This is a genomic window from Methylobacterium sp. GC_Met_2 (assembly GCF_026540795.1).
Classification (GTDB): Bacteria; Pseudomonadota; Alphaproteobacteria; order Rhizobiales; family Beijerinckiaceae; genus Methylobacterium.
In genome coordinates this window covers 1-26,474 of the sequence record NZ_JALNUM010000035.1, presented here as the reverse complement: position 1 = coordinate 26,474, position 26,474 = coordinate 1, and the positions used below count along the sequence as shown (strand labels likewise).

Here is a 26,474-nt window from a genome sequence, read left to right as displayed (position 1 = left end):
AACAGAGCCCCGCCCTTGTCGGCGCGCTGCGGAAAACCGGCATCGCGATTCATCGGCGCCTCATTTAAGTAGGCACCGCACTGCACCAGACGTAGAGGCCACGATGTCGCCCACCGAGACCGCCACCCGCACCGAGTCCGATACGTTCGGTCCGATCGAGGTCCCGGCGCATCGCTACTGGGGCGCGCAGACGCAGCGCTCGATCCAGAACTTCAAGATCGGCACCGACCGGATGCCGGCGCCGCTGGTCCACGCCCTCGGGGTGGTGAAGCAGGCCGCCGCCCTGGTGAACAAGGATCTCGGCGCGCTCGACCCGAAGCTCGCCGATGCCATCGCGGACTCGGCCGCCGAGGTCGTGGAAGGTCGCTACGACGACGAGTTCCCGCTCGTCATCTACCAGACCGGCTCGGGCACGCAGTCGAACATGAACGCCAACGAGGTGATCGCGAGCCTCGCCAACGAGCGGCTAGGGGGCCAGCGTGGCGGGAAGTCCCCGGTCCACCCGAACGACCATTGCAACCGCGGCCAATCCTCCAACGACACTTTCCCCACCGCCATGCACATCGCGGTAGCCCGCGAGATCCAGGGGCGGCTGTTGCCGGCGCTCTCCCACCTGCATGGAGCGCTCGACGCCAAGGCCCAGGCCTTCGCGTCGATCGTCAAGATTGGCCGCACGCACCTTCAGGACGCGACGCCGGTCTCGCTGGGCCAGGAATTCTCGGGCTACGCCGCCCAGGTGGCGCTGGGCGGTTCGCGGGTCGCCGCGACGCTGCCGGGGGTGCTGGCGCTCGCCCAGGGCGGCACCGCGGTCGGCACCGGCCTCAACGCCCATCCGGAATTCGCCGAGCGCTTCGCCGCCAAGGCTGCCGAGCTGACTGGATTGCCCTTTACCTCGGCCGACAACAAGTTCGAGGCGCTGGCCACCCATGACGCCCTGGTGTTCACGCAGGGCGCGCTCGCCGCGCTCGCCGCCGGCCTGTTCAAGATCGCCCAGGACATCCGCTTCCTCGGATCGGGCCCGCGCTCCGGCCTCGGCGAGCTGTCGCTGCCGGAGAACGAGCCCGGTTCGTCGATCATGCCCGGCAAGGTCAACCCGACCCAGTGCGAGGCCTTGACCATGGTCTGCGCCCAGGTGATCGGCAACGGCACCACAGTGAGCTTCGCAGGCTCCCAGGGCAATTTCGAGCTCAACGTGTTCAAGCCGGTGATCGCCAACGCGGTGCTGCAATCGATCCGCCTGCTCGCCGATGCGGCGATCAGCTTCACCGACAATTGCGTCGTGGGCGTCAAGGCCAACAAGGACAAAATCGCCGACCTGATGAGCCGCTCGCTCATGCTGGTGACCGCGCTGGCCCCCTCGATCGGCTACGACAAGGCCGCCGAGATCGCTAAGACCGCGCACAAGAACGGCACCACCCTCAAGCAGGAAGCGCTGCGCCTCGGCTACGTGACGGAGGAAGAGTTCGAGCGCGTGGTCCGGCCGGAGACCATGCTGGCCCCCCGCGTCGACTAAATTTGCGACTTGGCCGGCGCGGATGTCACGCGCCGGTCGGCACTATCGGGAGGCGATCCGTGGCCGAGATCATCAACCTGCGTCAGGTCCGCAAGGCGAAGGCTCGCGCGGCCGACGATGCCAAGGCAGAATCGAACCGGATCGCGTTCGGGCAGCCGAAGAAGGCCAAGACCCTGCAGCAGCGGCGCAAGGCCCTGGAGACCGAGCGCCACGAGGGCCATCGCCTCGAACGGGGCGAGTCCGATCCGGCGGAATGAGGATCCGATCCTATACCCGTGCGGCCGCCTCTGTATGAGCGCGGGCCTTACCAAGCACTCCGTGATGATCGCGGGTCACCGCACCAGCGTGTCCCTGGAGGATCCGTTCTGGGCGGCCTTGCGCGAGGTCGCGGCGGCACGGGGCCAATCGCTCCAGGCGCTGATCGGCGCCATCGATGCCGGGCGCGGCGGCCAGAACCTGTCCTCGGCGATCCGGGTGTTCGTACTGGAGGCCGTGCGCCGACCGCCGATCCAGCAAACGTGAAGCAGCCCCAGGCCAGCCCGAGCTTCCCGCCTGCGGCAAAGTGTGACATCTGCGCGACAGACCAACGTAGGGTGCATCGCTCATGACCACGCGCGAACCGCTGCTCAAACCCGTTCCGATCGCCGACTTGCGGCCGACTCAGATGACGGTCGGCTACCGGGAGGTTGCGGAGAAGCGCCGTCGCTGGCGCAGCTATGACGGCGAGAAGAAACGGGCCTTCCTCGGCGCGCACATGATCCCGACGGTGCTGGGCCCCAAGAAGCGCCATTACGTGGTGGACCATCACCACCTCTCCCGCGCCCTGCAGGAAGAAGAGGTGAAGGAGGTGCTGGTGACGGTGATCGCCGACCTGCACCATCTTGAGAAGGATGCGTTCTGGACGGTGTGCGACCACAAATCCTGGGTCTACACCTACGATGCCGAGGGCGTGCGCCGGGATTTCGAGGATCTCCCGAAGGCGATCGCCGATCTGGCAGACGATCCCTTCCGCAGCCTCGCAGGCGAGTTGCGCCGGGCCGGTGGCTTCGCCAAGGACACGACGCCGTTCAGCGAGTTCCTGTGGGCGGATTTCCTCCGGCGCAACATCAAGGAGAAGCGGGTCGAGAACGATTTCTCCGACGCCCTTGAGAAGGCCATGGCGCTGGCTAAGTCGAAGGGCGCCGGGTACCTCCCGGGCTGGTGCGGCCCCTCGGAAGGCTGATCAGATCCCCCAGTAGGGCGCCACATCGTAGTAGCGGTGGATCTGCTCCTCCCAGGCGCCGTCCGCGGCCGGATCGGTGCCCTCGGGGGAGCGAGCCGGGGCAGCACGCAACTGCTCTTCCGTGAGGTCGAGCACGTAGGCGTCCTGCCGGGGCTCGAACTGGAGCACCGACCAGGGCAACGTGTAAAAATCTTCACCAAGCCCCAGGAAGCCGCCGAAGCTCATCACCGCGTAGGCGACCCGGCCGGACACCTTGTCGAGCATCAGACGTTCGATCCGGCCGATTCGACTCCCGTCGCGCCGGCGCACATCGGTGCCGATGACCCGGTCGCTGGCGATCAGGCGGCGGGGTTCCCGCGGGGCAGGCTGACCGGTTCCTGGCATGGGCGCCTCCCGATATGTCGCGTATTTGCCCGAAAAACGCCCCGGGCGTGGGCCACGTTCCAGCACGCACCCGCCGGCACGCACCCGCGCCCGCGCTCCCAGACGGACGACCATCACCGCATGCCGATGCCGCGCCTCGCCTCGTCCTTGGCCCAGAGCCTCGCGCTCGCCGCCCTGCTCCTGCCCGCTGCTGCGCAGGCCCAGGACCGCGGCAGCGTCGCCCCGAAACCCCTGCCGCCCCTAGAGCATCCGGACGCGCCCTCGACGCCCGCCAAGGCGTTGTTCGGGCGCGTGACGAAGGCCACCGCGGGACCGGCCCACATCTATGGATTCTACGCGAAGGGCTGCTTCGCCGGCGGCGAGGCGCTGCCGCTCGACGGACCGAACTGGCAGGTCATGCGCCCGTCCCGCAACCGGATGTGGGGCACGCCCCATCTCGTCGATTTCGTCGAGCGTCTGTCGCAGAAGGCCGCCCGGGTCGGCTGGCCTGGGCTGCTCGTCGGCGACATGGCCCAGCCCCGGGGCGGTCCGATGATCACCGGCCACGCCTCGCACCAGATCGGCATCGACGCCGACGTCTGGCTGACGCCCATGCCCGATCACCGCATGAGCCGGGCGGAGCGCGAGGAAACCTCCGCCACCGACATGGTCCGACCCGACCGGCTCGACATCGACCCGCGCGTCTGGACGCCGACGCACCTGCAATTGATCAAGCTCACCGCCGAGCAGCCGGAGGTGGAGCGCATCTTCGTCAACGCGGCGATCAAGAAGGCCCTGTGCCGTGACGCCGCGGGCAGCCGCTGGATGTCCAAGGTGCGCCCGATGTACGGGCACAATTACCACTACCATATCCGGCTCGCCTGCCCTGCCGACCAGGAGGATTGCCAGCCGCAGGGCGCCCCCCCGAGCGGCGACGGCTGCGACGACCTCGGCTACTGGTTCTCGGATGCGGTGTTGCACCCGAAGCCACCGAAGGTGCCGCCGAAGCCCAAGCCCGCCATGACCATGGGGGCGCTCCCGAACGCGTGCCGGGCGGTGCTGAAGGCACCGTGAGGCGATCGGGGGCAGTTCACGAACCGGCGCGATGTGCTAACGCCCCGGAATGCCCCGCTGGCTCTTCCTCATCTTCGCCACCGCCATCGCCCTCTCGGTCCTGGGCAGCGTGCTGATCGTGCTGCGCAGCCCGAACAGCACGCCGCCGCTCGTGGGCAACGCTCCCGCCCCCGCCTCGACGGGCATGCCGCCCAAGCCCCGCGGGAGCCCGTAAGGATCGTCCGGCGGCAAGTCCTGAAAGGCGTCAGGCGGCGACGCCGGTCCCCACCGGGCAGCTGACGCCGGTGCCGCCGAGGCCGCAATAGCCGCCCGGGTTCTTGGCGAGGTACTGCTGGTGGTAGCCTTCCGCGAAGTAGAAATGCTCCAGCGGCTTGATCTCGGTGGTCACGTTCGGGAAGCCGCGCTGCCGCAGTGCTTCGGCATAGGCTTCGCACACCGCCCGGGCGGTCGCCTCCTGAGCGGGGCCGTTCGTGTAGATGCCTGAACGGTATTGGGTGCCGACATCGCTGCCCTGGCGTAGGCCCTGGGTCGGATCGTGGCTCTCGAAGAAGGTCCGCAGCACCGACTCCAGCGGCAGCAAAGCCGGGTCGAAGGCGACCAGCACGACCTCGTTGTGGCCTGTCTGGCCGGTGCAGACCTCCTCGTAGGTCGGGTTCGGGGTGTAACCGCCGACATAGCCCACGGCCGTCGCGAACACGCCCTCGGGCAATTGCCAGAAGCGACGCTCCGCGCCCCAGAAGCAGCCGAGCCCGAGGACGATCGTCTCGATGCCCGGTGGATAAGGCCCTTTGAGCGGGTTGCCGTTGACGAAGTGGGTCTCGGCCGTCGACAGCGGCGTCGGACGCCCCGGCAGGGCCTCGGCGGGGCTCGGCATCTCGGGGCGCTTGCGGAACAGAAACATCGGGTTGCCTCCCGGTCTCGGGTTCCGCCCAATATGGGTAGGTGTCCACTTCGGAGAAAGCATCCGGCAGCCGGGGAACATCCGGCTCGTCGACGGCCGATAGAGGGCCCTATGCGTTCCGGGCAGGCGACGCCGTCACGGGTGTCGTCCCACTCACGCCCTCATCCTGAGGTGCCGCAGCGCAGCGAAGGCCTCGAAGGTGCCCTTCAGAGGGCGCCGCGATCCCTGGAGCCTTCCTTTGAGGCCCGCTTCGCGGTCACCTCAGGATGAGGGAGCAGGTGGGATAGCCGCATCCCGAAACCGTCCGGCATCCCTATCTTGGATTGTGCTTGGCGATCAGGGCTTCGTGAGGAACCCGATCGGCTCACGGCCCGGCTGGCCGAGCCAGAGCAGGACCGCGCCGAGACCAAGCCCGATCAGCGAGGCCGGCGCCAGGGTGAGCGGCAGGCCCAGCACATGCCAGAGCCAGGGCGCCGCCCCCTCGACGCTGCCCTGCAGGGCGCCGGCCCGGTCCTTGAACAGGGCGGCGATCACCTCTGAGAGCGGCGTCACCCGCAGGCCGTTATTGGCGATGGAGCGGGCACCGTCATAGACCAGCGCGACGAAGCCGCCGGCCATCAGCAGGAAGCCCAGGACGCGGACCAGGAAGCGGAACATCGCGGACGTCTTCGAAGCCTTGCGCGCCCGGCGGGCGCCCGTCCCGGGAGTATGGGGCCGGGCCGCCGGTTGCAACCACCGGCGCGTCCTGTTGCCGGTCCGGGACGCCCGTGTCACAGGCAGCGGGCGGCGGCGGGCCGTGCGGGAACGGTCGGCCTTGGACGCACGCGCGACGTCACTCTCCCTTGGCCTCGTGATCTTCGATTGCGACGGCGTCCTGGTCGACAGCGAGCCCCTCAGCCTCGCCTGCCTCACGGCCGGCCTCAACCGGATCGGCGTGGCGATCGACCTCGCCACCGTGCGGGCGCGGTTCACCGGCACCTCCATGCCCTCGATCATGGCGCACATCGCCCGGGACTATGGGGTTACGGCGCCCGAGGGCTTCGTCGAGGCGGTCAAGGCCGAGACCCTCGCGCTGTTCGATGTCGAATTGCGGGCGATGCGCGGCGTCGCCGAGGCGGTGGCGGCCCTCGGCCTGCCGCGCTGCGTGGCCTCCAGCAGCGATCCGGTCCGGCTGGGCCATTCCCTGACGCTCACCGGGCTGCTGCCGCTGTTCGGCGCGCACGTGTTCTCCTCGGCGCAGGTGCCGCGGGGCAAGCCCTTCCCGGACCTGTTTCTGTTCGCCGCCGACCGGATGGGGGTCCCGGCCGAGGCGTGTCTGGTCATCGAGGACAGCGTGCCCGGCGTCACGGCCGCCCGGAGCGCCGGCATGCGGGTCGCCGGCTTCACCGGCGGCGGCCATTGGGTCCACGACCCCGCCGGAGCGGACCTCGTGCACGCCGGCGCCACCCGGATCTTCTCGGATTTTTCCGATCTTGCCGCGGTGATCGCGGAGGCTTGAAGGGTCTCGTCTCTAGTGCATCGATCCAGACGGAGGCGTCAGCCGAGTCTGGAAAAATTGATGCAAAACCAAAGAACTCGTGCTCACTCGCATGAACGAAGTGAGTGCGTCAGAGCACTAGGAAGCGGAACCGGGGCCGCTTCCCTCCCAGGCGCAGCTCCGAAAACGGAAATCGCTTCCGTTGACGGTCCGTCGCCGCATCGCCATCTTCGGAAGTGCCGATGTGGCTTCGCGCCCGCGTCGGTCGCGGTGATTTGAGAAGCGTAGCTTGCGCCGCGTCATCAAACGCTAAAGCACTGCGACGGCCTTCGTGCCGCGCGGTCCTTCAGTCTGGAGGACATCCGATGTCGAAGAGACCCCCGGTCGACCACCCTACGCTCCCGAACGTGCCTTGCTGCCGCGCCCGACACCGGCGCTGTCGACGCTAGCGTGTCGACCATCATCCAGCAGTCATCGCTATCCGGCATGGCTTCACGCCGGCCCAGGGAGTTCCAAGTGCCATGCACAGTCTCTTTGCAGAACACATGCCCGGAGAGGGCCTGAAGGCGGCCGATCCGGCCACCATTCCGTTGCCTGGTCCGGCCGGGCCGCCGCGGGTGATCGAGATCGGTGAGATCACCGCCGGGATCGCCGTGCCAGAAGGGCGCGGGGTCCGGTTCTTCTCATCCGCCCGTGATTTCGATGGGCTCGACGGCACCCTCTTCCGGACCGCCGAGCAGGCGACCCGCGCGGCCCGGGAGCGCGTGCGCGCCCGCGCTCACCCCGGGGCCGGGCAGGAGCGGGCCCAGCTCCGCCGCGCTTGATCGGTGCATCGCAACAGCCCTCCGCTGAAGCAGCCGACACGCTTCGGCGGAGGGGGGATCATCCGGTTCGAGCGCGCTATCGCCCGCATTCCTCGCGGGTGCGCTTCATGGCTTCGGCGAAGCCGCCGAGCGCGTACTCGTCGCTCGTGGGATTACCGCGCATCGACGTGGTCTTGATGATGAGCTTCGGGTTGCGGGTGCTCATCTCGGAAACGACCCGGGCCTCCTCGGCCGGGTTCTGCAGCCACGCGTTCCCGTCCTTCACCACGAGGCCGTAGCGGTTGCTGCCGAGGTTGAGGCTCGGGTCCGTGGGGGTGGCGGCCGAGCCGGGTTTGACTTGGGAGGCCGCGGGCTTCGAGGGGAAGCCCAGCATCACCGCCACCTCGTTCTGGACGTTCTCGCCCTTGCGCACGCTGACGAACAGGTAGGCGGTATCGCGCTTGAGGGTCTTGGGCGAGCGGGCCTGCGGCTGCGCGATCGCGTAGCAGAGCTTGGTGCGGCCGTCGCCGTTCACGAATACGTTCCAGTCACCGAAGATCGCTACCGGTGTGGCCTGCTGCATGCCGGGGGGCGTCACCGCTCTCTTCTCGGCCCGGGCCGCCGGCCGCTGGCGGCCGCGCCGACGGCCACGCTGGGCCGGGGCCGCATCGTCCCCACTGGTATCGACCGCAGCGTCCTGTGCCCACGCGACCGTGGCGGACAGGCCCGGGACGCCGAGCAGACCTCCGAAGACACCGGTGACGAGACCGGATGAGAGCAAGACGAGAGCTCCGACCGGGAGCAGACGTGAGGCGCGGACCATCTTCACTTCCTGACGACGGGCGGCCCTTTCAAGGGCCGGACCGGGGTTCAGGATTAGTGAAGCTTGCGTAAAACGTCTGCAAGATGGCGAGAGAGCGCCATCCGCATCAGATCGCGCGTGCCTCCACGGCCTGCGCGGCGATCACCACCGCTGCGGCGGCAACCGGTTCGACCGTCTCACCGATAGCCATCGGAACGGCGTTCGGTTGCGCGGGGACGGCCTGCTTGCGGGGCGGATCGTTGTAGGGGGTGTTGTAGCCCTTGCGCACGGCGGCCCAGTAGGCCTCCCGGGTCAGGCCGGAACCGGTCAGGGCGGCATCGATCATCGCCGTCGCCCGTGCCGCCAGATCCGAAACCTCTTCCGGCTGCAGCCAACTCTCGACAGGCATCCTGCGCACTCCGTTCCACACGGCAAAGCTTGTAACGGGTCGGACTTAGCCAGATGGTGAACGCACGACTTGGCGGATGGTTGCACCGCACAATTTTCTTCCCCGTCTGTGGGTAAGCGGGATGGCGCACACACTGGCCTGGCGTGAGCCGGGACCAGCCCCGCGCACCGGTTTTTGTCATCAAGGATTCGCTGACCAAACCAAGAGGCATCCGGGCAAGCCAGAGAATTGCCCTGCACCTGGGAGGCTAATCCGCTCCAGATCGGAGCTTACGGCTCCGGGCAAGTCAGGCCCTCGCCAAATAATTCGCTCTCTACTTCCAGATTCTGCGAACTCATCTCGACATTCGGATTTTATCACTTGCAAATCCCGCGTCGATGCGGGACCATTTCTTTGCCGTATCGTATGAGTCCGTCACTCAACTCAGGGCCGCTCCCACGGGCGGTGAAGCCTCCATGATCGGAGCCGTGAACAGGGTGCTGCCGGTCCCGCGCTCCGCGACGGCGGTGAGGGATCCGGCTCCCGGGGAGCGCCGGGCGCGGGCGCAGGACGACGTCCGGACCGACCCCGCCCTGGAAGCCCTGCGCCGCGCGCGTCGGGCCGAGATGGAGAGCCTGCTCGCATTCATGGCTTCGGCCCCGCCGGGCGCGCACGCCGTGGCGGCCCATACGCTGCAGGAGGCGGAGCGGAAGCTCGCGCGGCTCAAGGCGGAGGCCCGGGCGGCAGCGGCCTCCAGCGACCGGAAGGCGGCCCGCCAGATCGCCCGGGATCTGGCCATGCTTGCCCGCGTGATCGCTGATGCCGCCCAGGATTACGCCGTCGCGGAGGCGCAGCCGGACGTCGTATCGCCCGCCCTGGCCAAGGCCGCCGCGCGGATGAATGCCCCGTCCCGGGCCGGAGACGCGATCGATGTGGGATCCCTGATCGGAGAGGCAGCCTCGGCCGCCGCCGAGGTGACGCAGGCCAAGACGGAGAGCGAGGCGCCGGATACGGCAGCGCCGAAGAAGGCTGAGGCCAACGGCGAGATCCGGCAGCCGGTGGATTCCGGAACCGCACCCAACAGCGCTTCTCCGAGTGGAGCGGGCAGCCCGGGCGATGAGGACATCCTGGTCAAGGCCCACAGACTGTTCGAAGAGGCCGTGGCGTGGCTGCACGCGATGGCGGCCTTGATCAGCAGGCGGCCGAGCCGGGCAGGCCACGCCGAGCCGGACGAGCCGATTCCGGTCTGGCCTTTGGGACTGTCCCTGCCTTCCACAAGCGCCCCTCTACCGGTTGCCTCTCACGGCCAGTGAATGACGAGATCGAAGCCTTCCTCCGGCGCGGGCGGGACAACATAGCGGCTGACCAGATCGAAATCCGCCTCCGTCACCGTGAAGTCGTGCGTGCCTTCGGCGTTCCGTCGGAGCAGGCGGGCCTTGCAGACCGCATCGGGCACATCGAAGACGTGGAGCTGGTGCGCGACACCGGCCGCCTCGAACAGGGTCCGCATCCAGGCCCGGTTGGTCAGCGTGTTGGCCGGAAAATCCAGAACCACCGACACGCCGAGGCTCAGAAGGGACACGATGTGCGGCCCCATGGCGTCGCGCAGCCGCGCCGCGTTGCGGGCGTAGTCGGCGAGACAGGTCTGCGCGTCGGGATAGAGCCGGGCGAGCCAGTGATCTTCTGCGATCACGACGGTGTCGGGTTCCTGCCCGAGGCGGGCGGTGAGCGTCGATTTTCCGGCCGCGATCATGCCGCACACAAGGTGCAGCGTCGCATCGTTCCTGGACAAGGTGGGAGACCTTGAGCTTGCGGCACCGAGGCCGCGAAGGCGTTCACATGCGGGATCGCCCGGCCTGACGGATCAGACCGGGTATCGAATGCGACCGCGAATCGCGGTCCCCGCGCTGTGAACCCACAAGGTCATGGGCGAACCGTGCCATCGCCCGGCCGCCTTGGCCAGGGGGTGTCCTGCACAGGGCGCCCGGATCCGCTCAGCCGAGCCGCTCGATCCAGCCCTGCGCCTGCTTGCGCACGTTCACGGGCGCAGTGCCGCCGTAGCTGGTGCGGCTCGCCACCGAGTTCTCGACGCCGAGCACCGCGTAGACCGCCTCGGTGATCCGCGGCTCGGCCTCCTGCATCTCGGCCAGCGACAGTTCCTCCAGCCCAACACCCTTGGTCGAGGCGGCGCCGACGAGGCGGCCAGTGACGTGGTGAGCCTGACGGAACGGCAGTCCGAGTTCGCGCACCAGCCAGTCGGCGAGATCGGTGGCGGTGGCGTAGCCCGAGCCAGCGGCTTGGCTGAGCACCGCGGCGTTGGGCTCGAGGTCCTTCACCATGCCGGTCATGGCGGCCAGGCATAGGGACAGCGCTTGGAGCGCGTCGAACGTGCCCTCCTTGTCCTCCTGCATGTCCTTCGAATAGGCGAGCGGCAGCCCCTTCATGACAACGAGCAGGCCGGTCAGCGCGCCGATGATCCGGCCGGACTTCGCCCGCACCAGCTCGGCGGCATCGGGGTTGCGCTTCTGCGGCATGATCGACGAGCCGGTGGTATAGCCGTCCGACAGCCGCACGAAGTTGAACTGCGCCGAGGTCCAGACCACCAGCTCCTCGGCGAAGCGCGACAGATGCACGGCGCAGATCGAGGCAGCCGCGAGCGATTCAAGGGCGAAGTCGCGGTCGGCGACCGAATCGAGGGAGTTGGCGGTCGGCCGGTCGAAGCCGAGCGCCGACGCGGTGGCGTGCCGGTCGATCGGGAAAGAGGTGCCGGCGAGCGCGGCGGCGCCGAGCGGGCATTCGTTGAGCCGCGCCCGGGCGTCGCGGAACCGCCCCCGGTCGCGGGCCAGCATCTCGACATAGGCCAGGCAATGGTGGCCGAAGGTCACCGGCTGGGCCGATTGCAGATGGGTGAAGCCCGGCATCACGGTCTCGGCGTGCGTCAGCGCCTTTTCGGCCAGCGCCCGCTGCAGGTCGGCGGCCTGCTGATCGAGGGAATCGAGGGTGTCGCGCACCCAGAGCTTCATATCGGTGGCGACCTGATCGTTGCGCGAGCGCGCCGTATGCAGGCGCCCGGCGGCCGTGCCGACGATCTCGGTAAGCCGGCTCTCCACCGACATGTGGATGTCTTCGAGTTCGCGCTTGAACACGAAGGTGCCGGCTTCGATCTCGTCGCGCACGGACTTGAGCCCGGCCTCGATCGCAGCCACATCCTCCGCGGGCAGGATGCCGGCTTGGCCGAGCATCGCCACATGCGCCAGCGAGCCGCGGATATCCTGGGGCGCGAGGCGCTTGTCGAATCCGATGGAGGCGTTGATCTCCTCCATGATCTCCGCCGGGCCGCTCGCGAAGCGGCCGCCCCACATCCGGTTGCTCATGTCGATCCTTCCGCGCCCTGAACGTCCCGGCAGGCAAAGCTGATGCCCAGCCGCACACCCATCCTGGCCGGCGCAGGCGTCGTCGCGCTCGCCGTCCTCGGGATCGCCCTATACGGGAGCGGTCTCCTGCCCGGCAACACGGGCGGGGCGCTCCAGCCCTGCGCTGCCGCCAAGCCGGCACTCGCCCGGGTCGACGCCGCCGCGAAGGGCGAGGTCGCCGCCATGCAGGCCCTGCCGCAGGCCCGGCCCGCCCCCGAGATCCGGTTCAAGGGCCCGGGCGGGGCCGAGACCGAGCTCACCGATCTCAAGGGCCGGCTGCTGCTGGTCAATCTTTGGGCGACGTGGTGCGCCCCCTGCAAAGCCGAGATGCCGGCGCTCGACCAACTTCAGACGCAGCTCGGTGGGCCGGATTTCCAAGTCGTCGCCATCAATGTCGACACCCGCAACCTGGAGAAGCCGCCGGAATGGCTGAAACAGGCCGGCATCCACGACCTCGCCTTCTATGCCGATCCCGGCGGGCGCGTGCTCCCGGCGATCCAGCGCGACACCCAATCCCCCGGCCTGCCGACCACCATGCTGATCGACGCGCAGGGCTGCACCCTCGGGGTGATGAAGGGGCCGGCCGCGTGGTCGAGCCCGGATGGGCTGGCGCTGATCCGCGCGGCTCTGGGGCGGACGTCGTAGAGGTTTTCTGTCCAGCTTGCTTGCCCCCGCCTCCGATGCGCGGCAAGGCCTGCCGCGATGACATCGCCAGCCCCCCATCGCACCCCGCCGAGGCGCGGCCCGCGCCCCCTTTCGGCCATCCGCACGCTGCTCGCCAGTGAGGCGGCGGGCGGGCTGATCCTGATGGGCGCGGCGGCGCTCGCCCTCGTCATCGCCAACGGGCCGTTTGCCGGGACCTACGCGCACGCGCTCCACAACGCCCTCGGGCCGATGAGCGTCCAGCACTGGATCAACGACGGGCTGATGGCCGGGTTCTTTCTGCTGGTCGGCTTGGAGATCAAGCGCGAGGCGCTGGACGGGCGGCTGCGCACCTGGCCGGACCGGATGCTACCCGGCTTCGCGGCACTCGGCGGCATGGCGGTTCCGGCCGGATTCTACGCGCTCGCCAATGTCGGCAGTGACACCCTGCGGGGCTGGGCAATCCCGGCCGCCACCGACATCGCCTTCGCGCTCGGTGTCCTGGCACTCCTCGGGTCCCGGGCACCGGTCTCCCTGAAGATCTTCCTCAGCGCGGTGGCGATCATCGACGATCTCGGCGCCGTGCTGATGATCGCACTGTTCTACAGTTCCGGCCTCGACCTCACGATGCTGGGACTGGCCGCCCTCGTGGTCGCCGGCCTCTACGGACTCAACCGGGCCGGCGTATCGTGGCTTCCGGCCTACCTGATTCTCGGCCTCGTGCTCTGGGTCCTCGTGTTGCGCTCCGGGATCCATGCGACCATCGCGGGCGTGCTCCTGGCGCTCACCATCCCGATCCGGGTCAGCCCAGGTCGCCCCGAGGACGCGCTCTCGCCGCTGCATCGGCTGGAGCACGCGCTGGCCCCCTGGATCACCTACGGGGTGGTGCCGGTCTTCGGTTTCGCCAATGCGGGCGTGAACCTGACCGGCCTGACCGGCGACGCGCTGCTCCAGCCCGTGACGCTCGGCATCGCGGCCGGCCTGTTCCTGGGCAAGCAAGCCGGCGTATTCGCGAGCCTGCGGCTCGCCGTCGCGCTCGGGCTCGGGCAGCGCCCGGCCGGCGCGGGGTGGGGGCAGGTCTACGGCGTCGCCGTGCTGTGCGGCATCGGCTTCACCATGAGTCTGTTCATCGGCGGCCTCGCCTTTGCGGACCCGCAGCACGAGACCGCGGTGAAGCTCGGCGTGCTCACGGGCTCCGCGCTGTCGGGCCTCGTGGGCGCGGCGATCCTCCTCCTCGCCCGGCCCCGCGCTGCCGCGGCCTGAACCCGTCCGCGCGACCCCGGCTTCGCGGCACGGGCCGAAATGCGCTACCCCCTGCTGGCATGCGCTTCTATCTTGGCCTCGCCACCACCTTTCACGATCCGGCCCTCGCACTGGTCGGGCCCGACGGCACCCTGCTCTTCGCCGAGGCTGCGGAGCGCCACCTCCAGTACAAGCGTGCGCCGAACTGCGAGCCGGACGCCCCGGCCCGGATGGCCTCACTGCTGAAGGAGCACGTGCCGCCGGGCTCGGAACTCGTGATCGCCTCCACGTGGGGTGCGCAGTTCAGCGACTTCCTGCGGGGCCAAGCCGGCGCCGGCGCCTTCGACCTGATGGCGCTCGCCGCCCACACCACCGCGCTCAACCGCTCCTTCGTCCCCGAACAGGCGGAGCGGGTGTTCATCGCCGATCTTCACGGCGCGCAGGAGCGGGCCGGCCACGGCACCCTGCTGGCGCTGAACCAGGAGGCGCGGATCACCGGTGCGGCCCCCCGGGCCACGATCGCCGGGCAGCGGCGCTACCCGCACCACCTCTGCCACGCCGCCTACGGCCTCTGGGGCAGCCCCTTCGCGGAGGCCACCGCCCTGGTGGTCGACGGCATGGGCGAAACCGGCGCGGCTGCGATCTACCGGATGGAGGAGGGCCGGATCTCCGAGCTGCGCCGCCATCGCGGGCGCGGGTCGCTCGGCTTCCTCTACGGGCTGATCACCGATCTCGCCGGCTTCGACCAAGTGAAGGGCGAGGAGTGGAAGATCATGGGGCTCGCCCCCTACGGCCAGCCCGATTTTGACCTCGCCGCGCTCCTCGCCCGCCTCTGCACGGTCGAAGCCGGTCGCCTGCGCTACGCCGACGCCGAGACGATCCGGGCCGTCGCCGAGGAGATCCGCGCGCGTCGCCCGGCGGATGCCCTGGAGAACGGCTGGGCCAACCTCGCCCGCTGCGGCCAGGATTTTTTTGGGATTTTGATGGACGCGTTGGTGGCGGAGGCGTACGCGCTGGCGCCCTCCGAGAACCTGGTGATCGCCGGGGGCTGCGGCCTCAACTCGTCCTTCAACGGCCGGGTTCTGGGCCGCTCCGACTTCGCCCGGCTGCACGTGCCCTCGGCCCCGGCCGATGACGGCAACGCGGTCGGGGCCGCGTGGCTCGCCTACGCGGAGGATCATCCGGACTGGGCCGGGCCGCCGCGCGAGCAACGCCCGCTCTCACCCTATCTCGGCTCGCGGGTCTCGACCGCCCCCATGGAGCGCCTTGCCGAGCAGGAGCCCCGCGCCCGGCGCGTCGGCCACGCGGAGGCGACGCAGGCCGCGGCGCGAATCCTAGCGGAGGGCGGCCTCGTCGGCTGGGTGCAGGGCCGGGCCGAGTTCGGGCCCCGGGCGCTCGGCAACCGCTCGATCCTCGCGGATCCACGGCCGGAGGGCGCCAAGGACGCGCTTAACGCCAAGGTGAAGTACCGGGAGTCGTTCCGGCCCTTCGCCCCCTCGGTCCTGGCCGAGGCCGGGCCGGACTGGTTCGAGGATTACGCCGACAGCCCCTACATGGAGCGCACCCTGGTCTGGCGGGAGGCGGTCCGTGCCCGCGTGCCGGCGGTCGTGCACGCAGACGGCACCGGCCGGCTCCAGAGCGTCACGGCGGCGCGCAACCCCGCCTACGCCGCTCTGATCGAAGCCTTCGCCGCTATCACGGGCGTGCCGATCCTGCTCAACACCAGCTTCAACGTCATGGGCAAGCCGATCCTCCACAGCGCGGAGGACGCGATCCTGATGTTCTACACCACCGGCCTCGACGCCCTCGTGGTCGAGGATTGGCTGGTGGTGAAATGAGACGCGCCGCGCCCGGAAGAGACGCGGCGCGTGATTTGGTGCTGCAGCCCGTGCGAAAAGCTTACTCGCAAACCTCGACGCGGCGGTAGGTGAACTCGCCGTCGCCGAGCCACTCCTTGCGGCGCTCGTAGTGGCAGATCGGGCCGCGGCGCTCGCGGATCACGACGGGCTCGGGCTCCTCGACGAGCACGCGGCGCGGACGGTACTCCGGCGGCGGGGGCGGAGGCGGGTTGTTGGCGCCGTTGATGAGGGCGCTGCCCACGACGCCGCCGACCACGCCAGCCGCGAGGCCGCCGACGATGGCGCCGGTCTGGTCGCGGGCGGTGGCCGGGGCGACGGCCCCGAGCACCAGGGTCGTCGCAAGGGCGGCGGCCCCGGCGCGAATCATCGTGAAGGAACCGCTGAAGGACACGCGCAACATCTCCCGTTCGTGTTGAGCACAATCCAACACCGGAGGATTAAAAATCCCCGAAGCCGCCCAATGCGAACATGTGCCAGATGAACCGGACGATTCGAGCTCGGATGGGATCAGAGCAGCCCGTCGAGGCTCTCCACCACAGTCATTGGGGCGAGGTCGGCGTATTCCTCCGGCAGCCCCTTGCGGTTGACCCAGGCGGTGCGGAACCCGAAGGCGGTCGCCCCCGCCACATCCCAACGGTTCGAGGAGCAGAACAGCACGTCCCTTGCCCCGACAGCGAGCCGGGTCAGGGCGCTCCGGTAGGCGTCGGGGTGAGTCTTGAAAACCTGCGCGTCGTCCACCGACAGCACGGCGTCCAGGTGATCGGCCAGCCCCGCCGAGGCTACGGCGCGGTCGACCATGGCGGCGTTGCCGTTAGTCAGGATCGCGGTGCGGATGCCGCGCTTGCGCAGGGCCGCCAGCACGCCCGGCACCTCCGGATAGGCCTCGAGGTCGCGGTAGGCGTCGAGCAACCGCTCCCGCAGGCCCGCATCGACGTTCGGGTGGACCTCGAGCGCGTAGTCGAGGGCCCGTACGGTCAGGTCCCAGAAGGCGGCGTAGCGACCCATCAGCGACAGGGTCCAGCTGTATTCGAGCTGCTTGGTGCGCCAGACCTCGGACAGGTGGTCGGCGTCCGGCCCCACCGCCCCAGCGTAGCGCTGGACCGCGGCGTTGACGTCGAACAGCGTGCCGTAGGCGTCGAAGACGGCGGCCTTCACGCCCGCGAGCAGTCCTGATGCGTCGGTCATGGCGATCCTCTCTAGGTGCTACCGCCCGATCTGGGGCCGGACCCGCACCGCGGCGAGCCCGACCTTTTTCTCACGCACGGCGCAGGCGCAGGCCGAACAGGTGCAGCAAACCTGCCAGCAGGCCGCCATAGACCACCGCGCCGGCGAGCCCGAGCAGTGCCAGAACGGCGAGTTCGCGCCCGTGCGACAGGGCCGGAACCAGCGCCTGGGCGAGGCCCTGGCCGTAGACGGCCACCACCGCGAGACCGAGGCAGGCGAGCACGACCCCCGCGACGGTGAGCCCGAGCGTGCGCCCCGGTGCCGTCCAGTTCCGGCGTTTGGCTAGGACGAGCAGCAGGATCAGGTTCACCCACTGGGCGACCGCTGTGGCGAGCGCCAGTCCGGTCACACCATAGGGACCGGTGAGCCAAAGCTTAAGGGCGACGTTCACCCCGATCGCCGTGAGCGAGGCCCAGAGCGGGGTCTTGGTGTCCTGGCGGGCATAAAAGCTCGCCGTCGCGCTGCGGACCAGCACCACGGCCGGCAGCGCGAAGCCGTAGGCCGCCAGCACCGAGGCGGCCCGGGCGGCATCTTCCGCGCTGAAGGCCCCGCGCTGGAACAGGGCCGCCATGATCAAACCCGGGATGGTCAGGAACGCCACCGTGAACGGCGCCGAGAGCGCCAGGGAGAAGCCCGCCGCCCGGTTCTGGGCCGCATGCGCCCCGGCGACGTCCCCAGCGGCGATCCGGCGGCTCATCTCGGGCAGCAGCACCGTGCCGGCCGCGATGGCGATGACCCCGAACGGGAGCTGGTAGAGCCGATCGGCGTAGTAGAGCGCCGAGACCGCGCCGGTCGGCAGCCAGCTCGCGATGATCGTGTCGGCGAAGGCCGCGATCTGGAATCCGGCGGAGCCGATCACCGCCGGCCCGAGCACCGCAAAGAAGCGTTTCAAGGCCGGATCGGCCCGCGGCACGGCGAGGTCCGGCATCACGCGCACTCTCCGGCAGCCCCACCAGAGCAGGCCGAACTGGAGCACGCCCGAGACGGCCACTCCCCAAGCGGCCGCGTAGGCAGCGTTCGGGAACAGGAAGCTCACCGACAGGGCCGCCAGCATGGCGAGGTTGAGCAGCACCGGCGCGCCGGCCGCCACGGCGAAGTGCCGGTGGGCATTGAGGATGCCCGACAGCAGCGTCACCAACGTCATGAACAGCAGGTACGGGAAGGTGATCCGGGTCAGCGCCACCGCGAGCTGGAAACGCTCGCCATCCTCGGCGAAGCCCGGCGCCAGGGCGTGAACCACCCAGGGCATCGCCGGAAGAGCAAGGTTGAGCAGCACAAGCTGCACGATCAGCATCAGCGTGAAGACGCGATCGGCGAAGCGGTGCGCGACCCCCGGTTCACCGGCCTCCGCGAGCCCGGCATAAGCCGGCACGAAGGCGGTGTTGAACGCGCCCTCGCCGAAGATCGCGCGGAAATGGTTCGGCAGCCGGAACGCCACCACGAACGCGTCCGCCATGGGCCCGGCGCCCATCACGGCGGCCATCACAACGTCCCGGGCGAAGCCGGTGACGCGCGAGACCAGGGTCCAGCCGCCGACCGAGAGGATGGAGCGGATCATGGATTCGGGCGCAACGCTGTTCGGCGCCGCTCTCCCCGCAGAAGGGTGAAGGAGCGCTGTTCCACCGTCACGGATATTGATCGCAAAGGAATGGCCGGACCCTTCAGCACCGGGTCATCCGATGATGCGCGCATCAAGAGCCGGTTTCTTCGGCCACCTCAAGGGTGCCGCGGACACAAGGCCCGCGACACCGGCTGGACGCCTCAGGCGGTTGCCTCGGCGTACATCTTCTCGACGTGCTCCCAGTTCACGAGGTTCTCGATGAACGCCTTGAGGTAGTCGGGCCGGCGGTTGCGGTAATCGATGTAGTAGGAGTGCTCCCACACGTCGACGCCGAGGATCGGCTTCGCACCGTGGACCAGCGGGTTCTCGCCGTTCGGGGTCTTCATGATGGCGAGCTTGCCGTCCTTGACGGCCAGCCACGCCCAGCCCGAGCCGAACTGGCCAATGCCCGCCTGGATGAAGTCCGCCTTGAACTTCTCGGCGCCGCCGAGATCCTCGTCGATCTTCTTGGCGAGCGCACCCGGGATCGCGCCGCCGCCGTTGGGCTTCATCCACTGCCAGAAGTGGATGTGGTTGTAGTGCTGGCCGGCATTGTTGAAGAGCGGCTGATTCGTGTTGTAGGCGGCCTTGACGATCTCCTCGACGCTCTTGCCCTGGAGATCGGTGCCCTCGAGCAGCTTGTTGCCCGTATCGACATAGGCCTTGTGGTGCTTGTCGTGGTGAAACTCGAGGGTTTCCTTCGACATGTACGGCCCGAGCGCATCATACGCGTAGGGCAGTTCCGGCAGGGTAAAGGTCATCGCGTCTGTCTCCGCTTGGCAAAGAACATGGGCAAAGGGCAGCCTCGTCCCGGCGGGGGCTCCCGAGTCGAGAGACCGCTAGGTAAGTCGGGCGCCGCAGGACGGCAACGCCGTTCCGGGCCGGCCACGTGGGAACTTCCGGAAACGGAAGCCGCTAGGCTGCTCGGGCCCCGCCACAGACAACCGGCGGCGTGCGCTATCCCGGGAGATCTCGCCGTCCGGTTTTGCAATATCCCGGCCAGGCCTTACTGTGCGCAACGCCTTTAGGGCCGGCGGGAGCCGGCACGTGCCAGAGAGTCTCATGATCGCTGCGCTGTTCGCGCTCGCCGCCGCCATGATCATCGGGGGCTGCGCCGCCGTGATCCAGGGCTTCCCGTATGTACGGTTGGAGAGCGGACTCGCGATGGTGATCGCGGGCTCGGTGGCGGCCTCATCGGGGGCGGTCCTGCTGGGCCTCGGCGTGCTCGCCGTCAGCTTCCGGCGCGTCGCGCGGGCGATCGAACAGGTTCCGACATCGGGGCCGCGGCAGGTCTCGCCCGAAGCTGCGCTCCTTGCCTCGCCCGGCGCGGCGCCGAACACCGCCGACGAGGGCCGGGCTCGGCTGCCGATTCTGCCCGCGGCCCCAGCCTTCATCGTGCCATCGGTGGTCGAGCCGCCCTTCGATCCCGAGCGCCCTCGGATCGAGCCAAACCTGGATCTCCGGCCGGAGGCGGCTTCACCTGTGCCGGCCGATCTACCGAAACCGGTCCGGTCCGAGCCGACCCTGTACACCCCTGTACCGCCCATCGTCCCGCGGGGGCCGATCCCCCCGTCCCAGCCGGAGACGCCTCGATCCGAGGCGGTGCAGTCCGTGGGGGTGCAGCCGGCAGGCGTGATCGCCCCCGAGGATGATCTGTTCGCCGCGCCCGAGTCCCTCCTTGGACCGGGGGCAGGGCCGCCTGCGCATCTGACCCCCGAGCCCGAGCCGAAGCCCTCGGCCCCGCAGCCCGACACGCGCACCGTGGTCGGGCGCTACGCCTCGGGCGGCAACACCTACGTGATGTTCGAGAACGGCTCGATCGAGGCAGAGACGCCGCAGGGCCGGTTCACCTTCGCGTCCCTCGACGAGCTGAAGGCCTTCGTGGACGGAGGCGGCGAATCCGGCACGCGGGGCGCAGCCTGAGCGCCCGTTTCGGGGGGATCACACCAGCGGGTTGAGGCTGTCGTTGCGCGGCGGGATCGGGGCCCGCATGGTGAGGGCGAAGCCGCCGGGGGCGTAGTCGGTCGTCACCTCGGCCTGGACCTGCGCGATCAGGACCCTCTGGAGCAGCCGCGAGCCGAAACCCTGGCGGCTCGGCGGTGCCACCGGCGGCCCGCCGGTCTCCCGCCACGAGAAGCGCAGGATCCCGGCCGGTCCGCCGGGCTCCAGGGTCCACTCCACCGCGACCCGTCCCGTGCGGTTCGAGAGCGCCCCGTACTTGGCGGCGTTGGTGGTGAGTTCGTGGATCGCCATCCCGATCGGCACCGCGATCTCGGAGGGCAGGTCGATGGCTGGCCCCGACAGGCTGATGCGGCCCTCCGCGCCGCCGTCCGCGGTCACCTCCGCGTAGGGCTTCAGCTCGTTGAGCAGGAGGTTCTCCAGCGAGGCCATCTGCCATGTGTCCTCGGTGAGCACCGAGTGCGTGTGGGCCAATGACTTGATGCGCCCGACGAAGGCCTCGTAGAAGCTCTCGATGCTGGACGCCGTCCGCGCCGTGGAACCCACGATCGCCTGGACGGTGGCCAGCGTGTTCTTCACCCGGTGGTGCAGTTCGCGGATCAGCAGGCTCTGGCGTTCCTCGGCGAGGCGCCGGTCGGTCACGTCCGCGACCACGCCGATCAGGCGGCGCGGCAGGCGGCCGGGGGCATCGCGCTCGAACCGGCCGGCCATGTCGATCGTGCGCCAGGCGCCGTCCGATTTGCGCCGGATGCGGCCGCCGATCTGCAGGATCCCGTCCTCACGCAGCGCCCGCGAGATCGCCTTGCGCACGGCCGGGCGGTCCTCCGGGTGGAGGATGTCGTTCAGGAACTCGGCCTTGCCGATGGTGCCGTCCTCGGGCGCGTGCCCGAAGATCTCGTACATGTGCTCGTTCTCCCAGATCGCTTGGTCCTCGAGCATGTGCCACTCGAAGATGCCGAGCTTCGCGATCGTGGTCGCGACCCGCAGGCGCTGGTCGCGGGACAGGATCTCGTCCCGGGCCTCGACCCGGGTGGTGATGTCCTGGATGACGCCGACCATGCTGGCGGGCTCGCCGTCGGAGCCAAGCACAGCCTGTCCCCGAACGCGCAGGATCACCGTCCGCCCGGCCACCGTGATGGGCGTGTCGAACTGATAGGGTGAACCGGTCGCGCCCGCCTCGGCGATGAGCGCGCTGAGGCGCGCGAGTTCGGCCTCCGACAGGCTGGTCTTCATGTCCTCCCACGAGACGGAGCGGCCCGGCGGCCGGCCCAGGATCCGTGCCGCGCGCCGAGACAGGGTGAGGAGACCCGTCGCCCGGTCCCAGCGCCATTCGCCGAGACCCGCGGCGGACAGCGCCTCGCTGTTCGCCTCGGAATGGGCGGCCACATCCACGTCGACGGCTTCAACCACGAGGGTGCGGCCGGCCCGGCTTACCCGCACGTCGAGGGGGCTGCCACTCGTCCGTCGCCAGACCTGGAGGCCAGCCTGAAGGCCGATCTGACGGTCTCCTGGGCCTCCGCCAAGCACGTCGGCCACCGCCCGGCCGGGCAGCGTGCCCGGCGCCCATCCGATCAGATCGTGCAGGGTCCGGTTTGCGGCGGCGATCACGCTCTCGTCCGCCGACAGCACGAGGAGGCCGATCGCGGCCTCCTCGAAGCCGGCGCGATATGGGTCGTCCGCCGCCGGGCCCTGGGCCACCCGCTCACTCACTTGGACGAATCCTCGAACCCGCCCCAGCGCGCTCCCGCAGGAGCTGGCCCCTCGCCCGCCACGACCGAATCAGGATGGCGCCCGAGCGTGGCCGTGGCAAGGTGGTCCCCTGGAATTGCGGTGCCCCGTTCCCGCGGGCTTAGAGCCTGGGCGGCCGAAGGGGAAGCCGGGCTTGCGTCAGGCCGAAGTTTCGGAGCCGCGCGGCAGGCGGGCGAATTCCAGGTAGGTCGGCCGCCGTCCGGCCGCCAGCGCCTTGGCCTCGTAGCGGGTGCCGGGCCAGCCCGGGAAGGCTTTCGTCCAGTCCGACGCTGCCCGCGCCGTCCAAGTCAGGACCGGGCAGCGCGCGGCCCGCACCAGGGTCCAGCCGGCATAGTCGTCGATGTCGCTGGCGAAGCGGAACAGGCCGCCATCCTTGAGGACCCGGCCGATCTCGGCGAGCGAGGCGTCCGAGACGAAGCGGCGCTTGCGCTGGCGCCGCTTCGGCCACGGATCGGGATAGAGCAGGTAGACCCGGTCCAGGCAGGCATCCGGCAGGCGCGCCAGCAGGGCGGTCACGTCTTCGTCGCGGATGCGGATGTTGCGTAAGGACCGCGCCTCGATCGCGGCGAGCAGCTTCACCACGCCGTTGACGAAGGGCTCTGCCCCGATGAAGCCGATCTCGGGCTGGGCCGCGGCCTGCGCGGCGAGGTGCTCTCCGCCGCCGAAGCCGATCTCGAGCCAAACCGCTTCGGGTGGAGCGGGGAAGAGCGTGCGCGGATCGAGGGTCCGATCGTCCGGCGGCAGGCTCACGCGCAGGTTAGGCAGCAGATCGGCGAGTCGCCGCTCCTGCTCGCCTCGCAGACGCTTGCCCTTGCGCCGGCCGAAGAAGGCGCGTTCCGGCTCCTCGGCCGAGGGACCGGGCTGCCGGCTCATCTCAGACATGGCAACGACTTGGTCTCGGCCCGTTCAGCGCAGAGCGAAAGGATTCCAACGGGCGCGAGCCCTTTGGCGGGTCGTCAGGGCTGAGCCCGACAGCAGGGCTCCGCCCTGCACCCGCAAAAGGTCTCGACCTTTTGAAACCAGATTGCGCGAGGCTCAGGCCAGCGCCGACTTCAGCTTGTCGGCGAGGTCGGTCCGCTCCCAGGAGAAGCCGCCATCGGCCTCGGGGGCGCGGCCGAAATGGCCGTAGGCCGCGGTGCGCGCGTAGATCGGCTTGTTGAGGCCGAGCGCCGTGCGGATGCCGCGGGGCGAGAGATCCAGGGCGTCCATCAGCACGCCTTCGAGCTTGGCCTCGTCCACGTTTCCGGTGCCATGCAGGTCCACATAGATCGAGAGCGGCTTCGACACGCCGATCGCGTAGGCGAGCTGGATCGTCGCGCGGCGGGCGAGCCCGGCGGCCACGACGTTCTTGGCGAGGTAGCGGGCCGCGTAGGCCGCCGAGCGGTCGACCTTGGTCGGATCCTTGCCCGAGAAGGCACCGCCGCCGTGGGGCGCCGCGCCGCCGTAGGTGTCCACGATGATCTTGCGGCCGGTGAGGCCGGCATCGCCGTCCGGGCCGCCGATCACGAACTTGCCGGTCGGGTTGACGTGCCAGGCCGTGCTCTCGTTGACCCAGCCCTCCGGCAGGGCCTTGCGGATGTAGGGCTCGACGATGGCGCGCACATCCGCCGAGTCCAGGGACTCGTCGAGGTGCTGGGTCGAGAGCACGATCTGGGTCACCTCGACCGGGCGGCCGTTCTCGTAGCGGACCGTCACCTGGCTCTTGGCGTCGGGGCCGAGCTTGGCGGCATCGCCCTGCTTGGCCCGGCGGGCGTCGGCGAGGTCCTTGAGGATCCGGTGGGCGTAGAAGATCGGGGCCGGCATCAGCTCGGGCGTCTCGTCGGCGGCGTAGCCGAACATGATGCCCTGGTCGCCCGCACCCTCATCCTTGTTGCCGGCGGCGTCCACGCCCTGAGCGATGTCGGCCGACTGGGCGTGCAGGTGGATGGCGACGTCGTTGTTCTTCCAGTGGAAGCCAGCCTGCTCGTAGCCGATATCCTTCACCGCCTCGCGGGTCAGGGCTTCGAGATCCTTGAAGGTGACCGAGTCCGGCCCGCGCACCTCACCGGCGATGACGATGCGGTTGGTGGTGGCCAGCGTCTCAACCCCGAGCCGCGCTTCCGGCATCGCCGTCAGGTAGGCATCGACCACGGTGTCCGAGATCCTGTCGCAGACCTTGTCCGGATGCCCCTCGGAGACGGACTCGCTGGTGAACAGGTAGTTGGAACGCGGCATGGACGGCCTCGCCTGCAGAGCACGCCTGCGCGATCGCGGCGCTTGACCCTAGTTTGGGTCGGGGTTCTCGCACCCGACCCGAGTCCGGTCAAGACGGATTGCCGAACGGATCCGCTATAACGGACGATGTGAGTGGAAAAACGGCCGGTGCTGAATACCGAGTCCATCGTGTCGAAAATCGCAATCGACACGATGCTGTCAGTTATCGCTCGGGCTCAGCTTTTTGCCAAAGCCGATGATGCCTGTCGGAGCACCGTTCTAGTTGCCGAGCTTGCTCTCCAGGGCGCGGATCGCGTCGGCGACGTCGCGGCGGGTCTCCTCGGAGCAATTCTCGATGATGTGGCGACCCACGACCTCGGCCAGCCCCTTCAGCCCGCTGTCGGACAGGGATGCCTGCTCGCGCTCGCCGAATCCGGGGGCGACGAAGTCATCGGTCCGCGGCATGCCCTTGAAGAAATAGTCCATCGGCACACCGGTCATCCGGGAGAAGATGTCGAGATGGACGGCGCTGATCCGGTTCGTGCCCTTCTCGTACTTCTGGAGCTGGGCGGCAGACATACCGAAGCTTTGCGCGACGCGGCGCTGCGTGAGGGATGCCTTCCGCCGCTGCTCAGCGATGCGCTGCCCGACATAGACGTCGCGCTGATCGGTTTTCTGACCCGCCATGAAGAAGCTCGCCCACCCCCTTGCCACGATTCCTGGCGGCAAAGCTTAGCGCGCGCCGGCGATCTTGTCACCGGTGGGCGATCGACAAGGTGAAGGATCCGGCTGTGCGGCACCTTAGGACCGGAAAGGATGGCGTCCCCGGCAGGGCTCGAACCTGCGACCCCAGGTTTCATACCACTTCGGCTTTCGCCGCCGCACCCCGAGGGCTGCGTTCGTGGTCTGGACTATCCCTTCACCTTGGACCGGACTCGCGCCCGGCCTTTAGGTGCCGCCCGTCTAGTCTCTACACCTTCCTGCGAGGCGCGGGTGCGCCGGGCGGGCTTGGCTCGGGATCGGCAGGGTGCCGGGCGGTGAGGCGCCGGCGCCGGAAGCTTTCCCCGACTTTGAGCGGATCCGCCGCGCGGTTTCCCGATGCGACGCCCAATTGAACCTGTCTAGGAAACCTGTGCTCTGTCCAGCTGAGCTACGGAGACAACCGCAGGCTCCATAGCATTTCCCCCGCCGCAGGCCAACTACGCCCGGGTGGACAGGCGCGTTTCACGGCGCATGATGTCCCGGGGTGTCGGATGCGCGGTACGGTGGGCGCGGCGAAGCGGATCGGGGTCGCGCTGCTGGCGGCGTGGGCGACGGTGACCTCCGTGCGGGGCGCACCGCGAGGCGGTGTGGCGGATTGCATGGCGGGACCGGCGCGCGCCGAGGTGTTGGTGGGCGTCGGGCTCCGGGGCGAGATCCGCCTCGCCTCGGGGGGCCGTGCGGTGCTTGACTCGCTGCGCTGGCCGGACGCCCCGGAACCCGCCGCCGCGGCGCGGGGCTGGCTTGAGGCCCGGCGGGGTAGCGGACTCACGGTGATGCCCCGCGGGCAGCCCGATCGCTGGGGCCGGGAGCGGGCCGACATCCAGGTCGCGGAGGGCGACACGGATCTCGCGGGCGGGCTGATCGGCGAAGGTCTCGCCTTTGCCGACGCGAACGAGGCCGATTCGCTGTGCCGCCCGGCCCTGCGTCTGGTCGAGGCCGCTGCGCAGGCCAAACGCCGCGGCCTGTGGCGGGAGCCGCTCCCGGCGGCAACCGACGGCCCGGCGCTCCGCGCGTTCTCCGGGCGCTTCGTCGTGGTGGAGGGCCGGCTGCGCCATGTCGGCGAGCGCGGCGCCCGGACCTATCTCGATTTCGGAGCCCGGGGCGCGGACGCGCTCACGGTGACGGTATCGAAACGCACTTGGCGAATGGTGCGTGCCCGTGGTTTGAGTGCGGCCTCGCTCGAAGGCCGGACCGTGCGGGTGCGCGGCATCCTGGAGATCTGGCGCGGTCCGACCCTGGAGGCCGGGGCCGACGCCATTGAGGTCCTCAGCGAGGCGGACCGGCCCGA

29 protein-coding genes are annotated in these 26,474 nt (G+C 69.5%); 14 read left to right on the top strand and 15 right to left on the bottom strand.

The annotated features are described in order from the left end of the window. Positions 1-103: 103 nt before the first annotated feature. The 4 genes from fumC to OXS49_RS14180 all read left to right on the top strand — a co-directional run bounded on the left by fumC (position 104) and on the right by OXS49_RS14180 (position 2,735). On the top strand, positions 104-1,513 hold the full coding sequence (fumC, locus tag OXS49_RS14195; RefSeq protein ID WP_267425081.1) for a class II fumarate hydratase: 1,410 nt from the start codon (positions 104-106) through the stop codon (positions 1,511-1,513). A 59-nt stretch (positions 1,514-1,572) separates the two neighbouring features. Then, positions 1,573-1,770 carry a DUF4169 family protein gene (locus tag OXS49_RS14190; RefSeq protein WP_244001303.1) on the top strand — a complete coding sequence of 66 codons (198 nt, stop codon included), beginning with the start codon at positions 1,573-1,575 and terminating at the stop codon, positions 1,768-1,770. Positions 1,771-1,804: 34 nt separating this feature from the next. Beyond that, positions 1,805-2,035 (top strand): ribbon-helix-helix domain-containing protein, encoded by a 231-nt coding sequence (locus tag OXS49_RS14185; RefSeq protein WP_267425080.1) that lies wholly within the window; start codon positions 1,805-1,807, stop codon positions 2,033-2,035. A gap of 82 nt (positions 2,036-2,117) precedes the next feature. Continuing rightward, the gene (locus OXS49_RS14180; protein ID WP_244001299.1) at positions 2,118-2,735 is read left to right on the top strand and encodes a ParB-like protein; all 618 of its coding nucleotides are present in this window, start codon (positions 2,118-2,120) and stop codon (positions 2,733-2,735) included. On the opposite strand, the gene OXS49_RS14175 is transcribed toward OXS49_RS14180, so the two are convergent. Continuing rightward, positions 2,736-3,119 (bottom strand): PRC-barrel domain-containing protein, encoded by a 384-nt coding sequence (locus tag OXS49_RS14175; protein WP_267425079.1) that lies wholly within the window; start codon positions 3,117-3,119, stop codon positions 2,736-2,738. Between the two features lie 120 nt (positions 3,120-3,239). Between OXS49_RS14175 and mepA the strand changes: the two genes are divergently transcribed. Both mepA and OXS49_RS14165 read left to right on the top strand, forming a co-directional pair. Further along, positions 3,240-4,172 (top strand): penicillin-insensitive murein endopeptidase, encoded by a 933-nt coding sequence (gene mepA / locus OXS49_RS14170; RefSeq protein WP_267425077.1) that lies wholly within the window; start codon positions 3,240-3,242, stop codon positions 4,170-4,172. A 49-nt stretch (positions 4,173-4,221) separates the two neighbouring features. Further along, complete coding sequence (locus OXS49_RS14165) at positions 4,222-4,386, top strand: hypothetical protein (protein ID WP_244001293.1); 165 nt, start codon at positions 4,222-4,224, stop codon at positions 4,384-4,386. Positions 4,387-4,416: 30 nt separating this feature from the next. Here OXS49_RS14165 and msrA read toward each other — a convergent pair whose 3' ends face one another. After that, a complete protein-coding gene (gene msrA / locus OXS49_RS14160; protein WP_267425076.1) occupies positions 4,417-5,073 on the bottom strand; it encodes a peptide-methionine (S)-S-oxide reductase MsrA in 657 nt (218 codons plus the stop codon). A 336-nt stretch (positions 5,074-5,409) separates the two neighbouring features. Continuing rightward, positions 5,410-5,730 carry a PetM family of cytochrome b6f complex subunit 7 gene (locus OXS49_RS14155; RefSeq protein ID WP_161392694.1) on the bottom strand — a complete coding sequence of 107 codons (321 nt, stop codon included), beginning with the start codon at positions 5,728-5,730 and terminating at the stop codon, positions 5,410-5,412. 157 nt (positions 5,731-5,887) lie between these two features. On the opposite strand from OXS49_RS14155, the gene OXS49_RS14150 reads away from it, so the two are divergent. Beyond that, a complete protein-coding gene (locus OXS49_RS14150) occupies positions 5,888-6,571 on the top strand; it encodes an HAD family hydrolase (RefSeq protein ID WP_267425075.1) in 684 nt (227 codons plus the stop codon). Positions 6,572-7,095: 524 nt separating this feature from the next. Then, complete coding sequence (locus OXS49_RS14145) at positions 7,096-7,374, top strand: hypothetical protein (protein ID WP_244001329.1); 279 nt, start codon at positions 7,096-7,098, stop codon at positions 7,372-7,374. A 76-nt stretch (positions 7,375-7,450) separates the two neighbouring features. Here OXS49_RS14145 and OXS49_RS14140 read toward each other — a convergent pair whose 3' ends face one another. Both OXS49_RS14140 and OXS49_RS14135 read right to left on the bottom strand, forming a co-directional pair. Beyond that, a complete protein-coding gene (locus OXS49_RS14140; protein ID WP_267425073.1) occupies positions 7,451-8,176 on the bottom strand; it encodes an invasion associated locus b family protein in 726 nt (241 codons plus the stop codon). Positions 8,177-8,282: 106 nt separating this feature from the next. Next, positions 8,283-8,564, bottom strand: a complete 282-nt coding sequence (locus tag OXS49_RS14135; RefSeq protein WP_244001284.1) for a hypothetical protein — start codon at positions 8,562-8,564, stop codon at positions 8,283-8,285. Between the two features lie 455 nt (positions 8,565-9,019). Between OXS49_RS14135 and OXS49_RS14130 the strand changes: the two genes are divergently transcribed. Continuing rightward, positions 9,020-9,856, top strand: a complete 837-nt coding sequence (locus OXS49_RS14130; RefSeq protein ID WP_267425069.1) for a hypothetical protein — start codon at positions 9,020-9,022, stop codon at positions 9,854-9,856. Here the strand turns inward: OXS49_RS14130 and OXS49_RS14125 are convergent. Beyond that, positions 9,844-10,335: an ATP-binding protein gene (locus OXS49_RS14125; RefSeq protein ID WP_267425067.1), complete on the bottom strand. Its 492-nt coding sequence runs from the start codon at positions 10,333-10,335 to the stop codon at positions 9,844-9,846. The two genes, OXS49_RS14130 and OXS49_RS14125, sit on opposite strands and share 13 nt — an antisense overlap. A gap of 202 nt (positions 10,336-10,537) precedes the next feature. Then, the gene (gene argH / locus OXS49_RS14120) at positions 10,538-11,917 is read right to left on the bottom strand and encodes an argininosuccinate lyase (protein WP_267425065.1); all 1,380 of its coding nucleotides are present in this window, start codon (positions 11,915-11,917) and stop codon (positions 10,538-10,540) included. A gap of 42 nt (positions 11,918-11,959) precedes the next feature. Here argH and OXS49_RS14115 point away from each other — a divergent pair, with 42 nt between their 5' ends. Genes OXS49_RS14115 through OXS49_RS14105 form a run of 3 tightly spaced genes read left to right on the top strand, consistent with a single transcriptional unit; the run spans position 11,960 to position 15,678 of the window. Then, positions 11,960-12,601: a TlpA disulfide reductase family protein gene (locus OXS49_RS14115; protein ID WP_267425062.1), complete on the top strand. Its 642-nt coding sequence runs from the start codon at positions 11,960-11,962 to the stop codon at positions 12,599-12,601. Between the two features lie 57 nt (positions 12,602-12,658). Further along, the gene (gene nhaA / locus OXS49_RS14110) at positions 12,659-13,861 is read left to right on the top strand and encodes a Na+/H+ antiporter NhaA (RefSeq protein WP_244001274.1); all 1,203 of its coding nucleotides are present in this window, start codon (positions 12,659-12,661) and stop codon (positions 13,859-13,861) included. 59 nt (positions 13,862-13,920) lie between these two features. Then, complete coding sequence (locus tag OXS49_RS14105) at positions 13,921-15,678, top strand: carbamoyltransferase C-terminal domain-containing protein (RefSeq protein ID WP_267425059.1); 1,758 nt, start codon at positions 13,921-13,923, stop codon at positions 15,676-15,678. A 61-nt stretch (positions 15,679-15,739) separates the two neighbouring features. Here the strand turns inward: OXS49_RS14105 and OXS49_RS14100 are convergent, their stop codons facing one another. The 4 genes from OXS49_RS14100 to OXS49_RS14085 all read right to left on the bottom strand — a co-directional run bounded on the left by OXS49_RS14100 (position 15,740) and on the right by OXS49_RS14085 (position 19,284). Continuing rightward, complete coding sequence (locus OXS49_RS14100; protein ID WP_243922211.1) at positions 15,740-16,066, bottom strand: hypothetical protein; 327 nt, start codon at positions 16,064-16,066, stop codon at positions 15,740-15,742. A 140-nt stretch (positions 16,067-16,206) separates the two neighbouring features. Next, positions 16,207-16,884 carry a haloacid dehalogenase type II gene (locus OXS49_RS14095; RefSeq protein ID WP_267425057.1) on the bottom strand — a complete coding sequence of 226 codons (678 nt, stop codon included), beginning with the start codon at positions 16,882-16,884 and terminating at the stop codon, positions 16,207-16,209. A gap of 70 nt (positions 16,885-16,954) precedes the next feature. Continuing rightward, entirely contained in the window at positions 16,955-18,481 is a 1,527-nt protein-coding gene (gene murJ / locus OXS49_RS14090) for a murein biosynthesis integral membrane protein MurJ (protein WP_244001268.1), read from the bottom strand. A 203-nt stretch (positions 18,482-18,684) separates the two neighbouring features. Continuing rightward, entirely contained in the window at positions 18,685-19,284 is a 600-nt protein-coding gene (locus OXS49_RS14085) for a superoxide dismutase (RefSeq protein ID WP_244001266.1), read from the bottom strand. 286 nt (positions 19,285-19,570) lie between these two features. On the opposite strand from OXS49_RS14085, the gene OXS49_RS14080 reads away from it, so the two are divergent. Beyond that, a complete protein-coding gene (locus OXS49_RS14080; RefSeq protein WP_244001264.1) occupies positions 19,571-20,446 on the top strand; it encodes a hypothetical protein in 876 nt (291 codons plus the stop codon). 18 nt (positions 20,447-20,464) lie between these two features. On the opposite strand, the gene OXS49_RS14075 is transcribed toward OXS49_RS14080, so the two are convergent. The 4 genes from OXS49_RS14075 to OXS49_RS14060 all read right to left on the bottom strand — a co-directional run bounded on the left by OXS49_RS14075 (position 20,465) and on the right by OXS49_RS14060 (position 25,111). Further along, positions 20,465-22,192, bottom strand: a complete 1,728-nt coding sequence (locus OXS49_RS14075) for an HWE histidine kinase domain-containing protein (protein ID WP_244001262.1) — start codon at positions 22,190-22,192, stop codon at positions 20,465-20,467. Between the two features lie 177 nt (positions 22,193-22,369). Further along, positions 22,370-23,113, bottom strand: a complete 744-nt coding sequence (locus OXS49_RS14070; RefSeq protein WP_267425049.1) for a tRNA (guanosine(46)-N(7))-methyltransferase TrmB — start codon at positions 23,111-23,113, stop codon at positions 22,370-22,372. Between the two features lie 153 nt (positions 23,114-23,266). Continuing rightward, a complete protein-coding gene (gene metK / locus OXS49_RS14065) occupies positions 23,267-24,445 on the bottom strand; it encodes a methionine adenosyltransferase (protein ID WP_243921977.1) in 1,179 nt (392 codons plus the stop codon). Positions 24,446-24,703: 258 nt separating this feature from the next. Beyond that, the gene (locus tag OXS49_RS14060) at positions 24,704-25,111 is read right to left on the bottom strand and encodes a helix-turn-helix transcriptional regulator (protein WP_244001257.1); all 408 of its coding nucleotides are present in this window, start codon (positions 25,109-25,111) and stop codon (positions 24,704-24,706) included. A 566-nt stretch (positions 25,112-25,677) separates the two neighbouring features. Here OXS49_RS14060 and OXS49_RS14055 point away from each other — a divergent pair. Beyond that, positions 25,678-26,474: thermonuclease family protein (locus OXS49_RS14055; RefSeq protein ID WP_267425046.1), on the top strand; the 797-nt coding region annotated here is incomplete at its 3' end.